At 60.0% G+C, this 5,667-nt stretch carries 7 protein-coding genes; 5 read left to right on the forward strand and 2 right to left on the reverse strand.

Going from position 1 to position 5,667, the window contains the following annotated elements; genetic code table 11:
- The first annotated feature begins 215 nt into the window (after nt 1–215).
- The 3 genes from NW837_RS02610 (at nt 216) to NW837_RS02620 (ending at nt 2,468) form a co-directional block, all read left to right on the forward strand.
- Entirely contained in the window at nt 216–1,205 is a 990-nt protein-coding gene (locus NW837_RS02610) for a hypothetical protein (protein WP_414329138.1), read from the forward strand.
- A complete protein-coding gene (gene rsmG / locus NW837_RS02615; protein WP_414329139.1) occupies nt 1,202–1,984 on the forward strand; it encodes a 16S rRNA (guanine(527)-N(7))-methyltransferase RsmG in 783 nt (260 codons plus the stop codon). Before NW837_RS02610 ends, rsmG begins: the two co-directional genes overlap by 4 nt.
- Nucleotides 1,985–2,180: 196 nt before the next feature.
- Nucleotides 2,181–2,468: an RNA recognition motif domain-containing protein gene (locus NW837_RS02620; RefSeq protein ID WP_414329140.1), complete on the forward strand. Its 288-nt coding sequence runs from the start codon at nt 2,181–2,183 to the stop codon at nt 2,466–2,468.
- 75 nt (nt 2,469–2,543) lie between these two features.
- Here NW837_RS02620 and NW837_RS02625 read toward each other — a convergent pair whose 3' ends face one another.
- Both NW837_RS02625 and NW837_RS02630 read right to left on the reverse strand, forming a co-directional pair.
- The gene (locus tag NW837_RS02625; RefSeq protein ID WP_011432792.1) at nt 2,544–3,377 is read right to left on the reverse strand and encodes a metal ABC transporter permease; all 834 of its coding nucleotides are present in this window, start codon (nt 3,375–3,377) and stop codon (nt 2,544–2,546) included.
- 24 nt (nt 3,378–3,401) lie between these two features.
- A complete protein-coding gene (locus NW837_RS02630; protein WP_414329141.1) occupies nt 3,402–4,163 on the reverse strand; it encodes a metal ABC transporter ATP-binding protein in 762 nt (253 codons plus the stop codon).
- 59 nt (nt 4,164–4,222) lie between these two features.
- On the opposite strand from NW837_RS02630, the gene NW837_RS02635 reads away from it, so the two are divergent.
- Nucleotides 4,223–5,188 carry a metal ABC transporter solute-binding protein, Zn/Mn family gene (locus NW837_RS02635; RefSeq protein WP_414329142.1) on the forward strand — a complete coding sequence of 322 codons (966 nt, stop codon included), beginning with the start codon at nt 4,223–4,225 and terminating at the stop codon, nt 5,186–5,188.
- Between the two features lie 72 nt (nt 5,189–5,260).
- On the forward strand, nt 5,261–5,667 hold a 407-nt coding region (locus tag NW837_RS02640; RefSeq protein ID WP_414329143.1), incomplete at its 3' end, for an OB-fold nucleic acid binding domain-containing protein.

Raw genomic sequence — 5,667 nt, forward strand, 5'->3', positions numbered from 1 at the left:
TTCATCAAAGCGCATTCCTCCCGGCACTGACCCTACGGGTACAGTGCGGGGCTCCTGCGATTTCTAGCTGAAAAAGCTGGCCACCGGCTGGGCATGACTCCCGCCAACAACGCAATACAGAAGCCAGATGACCTAGCAAAGTTAAGACTTATGATCGTGAAGGAGCGCTCCAGGCCGGTGGGGGTATTGGTAGGGATCCGCAGTGCCATTTTTTTATGTCGATTGTTGCCGAGTCCTTTCAAACCTATCTGCGCCGCCGCCGTCGTCTTCTAGCCCGCCGTCTCAAGCGACAGCAGGGCTGGGTCGTGGTTCTGGCTCTGCTGGCTTTGTACTTGCTCAGTTGGGATGCGCTGGGCGAAGATGGGTCACTATCGCACCTGTGGAGGGGACAACCCCTGTGGCTGGTGGTGATCCCGCTGTTGGGGGGAGGGCTGTACAGCTTGGGCGCCGGGGTGATCTGGATGCTGCGCCAGCGCTGGTCTGCCCAGCTGTTGGCCGAGATGATCAGCTTGCCCCATTTGACTTTGGCTGCCCTGATCTGGCTGGGGTTAGCCGTTTGGGGAGAGCACCTTTCGCCTTTCCTGTTGCGACAAAAAAACCAATTGTTGGCGGGCCTGTTGATCAGTTGGCTGCTGGCCCAGGGGTGGAGTTTTCTGCAAACGGGGTGGGTGGTGGAGGCTGGGCAACTGTGGGCCGACTATCTGCAGGAGCTGCGCGGTTCTGTATTACAGCCTTGCTACCAGCGCCTGGAAGCCTGTCGTCGCTCGCTTCATCTTTACCACGCCATTTGGCAAGACCTGCAACTGGAAGAACTGGAAGCCCAGCACCTGATTCAACTGTTGTCTGAGTCGTTGCTGCCGCTGACCCTGCCGCTCAAGATCTATGCTCAGCGGGTTCACCATTGCTGTCAGCAGTTGGCAGCCCTACTGGCGCAAATGCAGGAGCGGGTAGAACGGCTGGAGCAGGTGCTTTTGAATGTAGAGCTGGAGTTGGCCTCTCATCAGTTGCTTCAGGCTCAGCCGCAGCCGATTAACTTGCTGGCGGAAGATTGGGCCAGCTGTCAGGAGCTGGATTTGCAGGAGTTGGTTTGCTTAAACCAAGAGCTGCTGGGCACCGACCGTTCTTTGCAGGGCTTGACCCAAGAGCTGAAAGGCTGGGCCGACAGAGCCATCCCCGCTGGATTGAAACTGGGATCCCTGGGATGAAGAAGGCTGACGCTTCTTCCTCTGAGCCCCCACAGCTCAAGACGCTGTGGGAAAGCTGGCTGGCGGAGCTGGGTTGGCAGCCTTCTGAACAGCAGCAGCAACAACTGCAACAGCTCTATCCGCTGGTGATGGCCGGAAACCGAACCCAGAACCTGACCCGCATCACCGATCCCATCGACTTTTGGGAGAAACACCTGTGGGATTCGCTGCGGGGCCTACGCCTACTGGGATCCTGGGAGGTGATCCAAGCTCAGCCCTGGCGGGGGATCGACATCGGCACCGGGGCAGGGTTTCCAGGGATCCCGGCCCAAATTGCCCTGCCCCAAACCCGCTTTACCCTGCTGGACAGCACCCAACGCAAGATTGCCTTTGTACAGGACACCTTGCAAAGGCTCTCCCTCACCCAAGCGCGGGCAGTGGCTCAGCGGGCCGAAATTTGGGGGCAAGACCCGCAGGAACGGGGCAGCTATGATGTCGCTCTGGCCAGGGCCCTGGCCTCGGCGGAGACCTGCGCCGAGTATTGCCTGCCTCTGCTCAAGGTGGGGGGACGCGCCATCCTCTATCGCGGCCATTGGACCGAGGCAGAAGCCCAAACTTTGGAGCAGGCCCTTGAGCTCCTGGGCGGAAAACTGATCCATGTAGAAGCCTTCACCACACCCCGCAGCCGTGGGGTGCGCCACTGCCTACTGCTGGAGAAAGTAGCCCCCACGCCGCCTCCTTATCCCCGCTCTCCCGGCACTCCCAAACGCCAACCGTTGGGCCAAAGCAATCGCCCATGAAGGTTAGGATCCTGAGTTTCCATCTTGCTACAAAAGCTTCTCCCAATTCTCGGACAAAAAGCTGCAAGGATAGCTTTGCAAATGCCATTGGGAAGACTAAGATGTGGTTGGCATGAGGTTCGGATTGAGCGAATGGTTTAACCAGGTGAGCCTCCGAACTGAACGCTAAAGGGTAAGGTTCGGAGTTTGCTACACCATGACCATTTTTGTAGGTAATTTGTCCTTCAAGGCCAGCGAAGAAGACCTGCGACTTGTGTTCGCCGAATACGGCACCGTTAAGCAAATTAAGCTGCCGGTGGATCGGGAGACTGGCCGTAAGCGAGGTTTTGCCTTTGTGGAACTGGAAAACGAAGCCGATGAGCAAAAGGCCATCGACGAGCTGGACGGTGCTACTTGGATGGGCCGGGATCTGAGGGTCAACAAGGCGTTGCCTCGGCAGGCCGGTGCAGGCGGCAGTCGGGATGGCCGCTCTTCCCGCTTCTGAGTTGACTACCTACCGCTTTCTACCCTCTCTCAGATGAGGTTTGAGCCAGGGATCCCAACCCGCGATCCCTGGTTTCTAGCGCGTTCCTGAGAACACTCTGCCCAGAAAGGCCAGGCTAAACCAGGCGGAGGCCACCAGGACGATGGCCGGGCCGGAGGCCACATTGAGGTAGTAGCTGGCGTACATCCCCAGCAGGCTGGCGCTCACCCCAAATAGGGATCCCAACAGCATCACCTGGTGCAATCGAGGCACCACCAGATAGGCGGTTGCCGCTGGCGTGATCAGCATGGCCAACACTAAGAGCACGCCCACTGCCTTCATGCTGGCCACCAACGTCAGGGAAGTGAGCACCATCAGCCCCCACCCCAGCCGCTCGGTAGGCAGGCCGGCTGCTTTGGCCCCCAAGGGATCGAAGCTGTAAAAGGTCAATTCCTTGAAGAAGAGGGCCACTAACCCCAACACCAAAAGGGTGATGCCCACCACTGTCAGCACATCGACAGCATTCACCCCCAGGAGGTTGCCGAAGAGGAAGTGGTTGAGATCGATGCGAGCCCGCCGTTGGATCAAAGTGATCAACAGGATCCCCAAGGCAAAAAAGGCCGAAAAGACGATCCCCATGGCTGCATCCGGCTTGAGGGGGCTGGCGGAGCGGATCCATTGAATTAAGAGGGCGCTGAGGAGACCGGCCACAAAGGCTCCCACAAACAGGTTGAGGCCCAGCATGTAGGCAATGGCCAGGCCCGGCAGCAGCGAATGGCTGATGGCATCCCCCAGGAGGGCCAAGCTTTGCACCAGCAGATAGCTGCCCACCACGGCACAGAGAATGCCGACGGCCACCGCCACCAGCAGAGCCCGTTGCATGAAGGCAAAACTCAAGGGATCCGCCAGGCTGTGCCAGAGCCATTCCATAACGTTGTTGACCTCAAACTCTCCCTAGGCAGCTGAGTCCAGCAGCAGGGCTCGGCCATAGGCCCGCTGCAACACCGCTGGCTGCAACACCTCCCGCGGGGATCCCTGGGCAATTAAGACACGGTTGAGGAGGAGCACTTCGTCGAAGTAGGCCCGGGCCTGCCCCAAATCGTGGTGCACCACCATCACGATGTGGCCGGCATCTGCCAGCTCCCGCAACACCTGGAACAAAATAGCTTCGCTGGGCTGGTCGATCCCGGCAAAGGGTTCGTCAAGGGCGTAGATCTCCGCTTCTTGCGCCAAGGCCCGCGCCAGGAACACCCGCTGCTGTTGTCCCCCCGACAGCTTTCCAATGGGGCGATCCCGGTAGGCCCCCATCCCCACCCGCTCCAGGGCTTGAGCAGCCCGCTGCTGCCCCTTTTTCCCGATGCGGCGAAACCAGCCAGCAGCTCTCACCTGCCCCATCAACACCACATCCCACACCGTGGCGGGAAACGACCAGTCGATGGCCGAGCGCTGGGGTACATAGGCCACTTGCTCTCCCCACAGCGCTTGCCCACCGTAGCGCACTTCCCCCCGTTCCAGCGGCACCAACCCCAGCAGCGCTCTGAGAAACGTACTTTTGCCGGCTCCGTTGGGCCCAAGGATGCCCGTGAGGCGGCCCGGCGCGATTTCAGCTTGGATCCCTTGCAGCACCTGCAGGCTGCCGTAACGCACCGTCAGATCCCGCACCACCAGGGATCCCCTGGCCGGACCAAGAGGGAGAGGAGGAAGTTGCTTTTTCATTTTGTTTTCATTTTCGGTAAGTCCAGTGTACCCTAAAGGGACATCTAAACCATGAAACGATGATCAAAAGTCTTGTCTTCCTTTGGGGGCGGCGCCGTTGGGTAGCAGCCTTCGGCTTGGCAATAGGACTCTGTCTCGCTGACGGGAACGGCAGTTTTCTGGCCTTGGCCGGTTCGGGATGGGCGCGTCCCCGCGTTGTGGCTACCACTACGTTGATCGCCGATTGGGTAGAGCAGGTGGGCCAAGATCGCATCCAGCTCACCAGCCTGCTGCAGCCGGGAATGGATCCCCATGTCTACGAGCCAACGCCGGCGGATGGGGTGGCCCTAGAGCAGGCAGACTTGGTGTTCTGGAATGGCTACAACCTGGAGCCGGGGTTGATGCGTCTCATCGAAGCCACCGTCCAAGGAGCGCGGCGGGTTGCCTTGGCCGAGATCCTCGATCCCATCGTCACCAATGAGGAGGATGGGATCCCCACTCCCGACCCCCACGTGTGGGGCAATGTGGAAAACGTCATCCGCATGGTGGAGCGCATCGCCCAAGAGCTGGCGGAACAGGTGCCTGGCGAGGCGACCTTCTTCCAAACCAATGCTGCTGCCTATCGAGCAGAGCTGGAGGAGCTTCATGCCTGGATTGGGGAGCAAATTCAGACCATCCCCCCTCCCAACCGGGTTTTGGTGACCACTCACGATGCCTTTGCCTACTACACCCAAGCCTACGGCCTGAAAATGGGGGGATCCCTGCTGGGGATCAGCACCGAAGAACAGCCCAGCGCCCAGACAGTGGCCCGCTTAGTGGAGGAGATCCGCGCTCTGCGGGTGCCGGCTATCTTTGCTGAGACCACCCTCAACCCCGCTCTCCTCCAAACGGTGGCCACCGAAGCCGGGGTCAAGGTAGCGGAACAGGAGCTGTACTCCGATTCTTTGGGGGAAGCAGGCAGCGGCGCCGAAACTTACGTTGCCATGATGCGCCACAACACCTGCACGATTGTGGTAGCCCTGGGCGGATCCCCTGACTGCTCTTGAGAAGCTGAGTCGAGGCAGGAGGTCTGAGTTTTGTATGATAGGGGCTCAGACCCTTGTTCTCTCACCTCTTCCATGCCTGCTGCCATCCATCGCCCGGCCCGCACCCTCTACTGTGGCGAAGTCCGCCCGGCCCACATTGGCCAGACCGTCACCCTCTACGGCTGGATCGACCGCCGCCGCGACCACGGGGGGGTGATCTTTCTGGATTTGCGGGATCGCTCTGGCATTGTGCAACTGGTGGCGGATCCGCAGAAAACTCCGCAGTCATATCCACTGGCGGGGGAAGTGCGCAACGAATATGTGGTGCGGGTAACGGGAACTGTCCAGCAACGGCCCCCCGACTCCTTCAACCCTCGCCTGGCCACCGGCGAGGTCGAGATCTACGCCGAACAGTTGGAAGTGCTCAGTCCAGTCGGCAAGCAGCTCCCCTTCAGCGCAGGCGGATCTCTTCTCGCACTTCCTCTGCTTCTTCTCCCGAG

This window comes from Synechococcus sp. R6-10, assembly GCF_047461815.1.
Lineage (GTDB): Bacteria > Cyanobacteriota > Cyanobacteriia > Thermostichales > Thermostichaceae > Thermostichus.

Coding starts and splice junctions, on each gene's coding strand:
- NW837_RS02610 (WP_414329138.1), top strand. CDS start 216: ATGTCGATTGTTGCCGAGTCCTTTCAAACCTATCTGCGCCGCCGCCGT.
- rsmG (WP_414329139.1), top strand. CDS start 1,202: ATGAAGAAGGCTGACGCTTCTTCCTCTGAGCCCCCACAGCTCAAGACG.
- NW837_RS02620 (WP_414329140.1), top strand. CDS start 2,181: ATGACCATTTTTGTAGGTAATTTGTCCTTCAAGGCCAGCGAAGAAGAC.
- NW837_RS02625 (WP_011432792.1), bottom strand. CDS start 3,377: ATGGAATGGCTCTGGCACAGCCTGGCGGATCCCTTGAGTTTTGCCTTC.
- NW837_RS02630 (WP_414329141.1), bottom strand. CDS start 4,163: ATGAAAAAGCAACTTCCTCCTCTCCCTCTTGGTCCGGCCAGGGGATCC.
- NW837_RS02635 (WP_414329142.1), top strand. CDS start 4,223: ATGATCAAAAGTCTTGTCTTCCTTTGGGGGCGGCGCCGTTGGGTAGCA.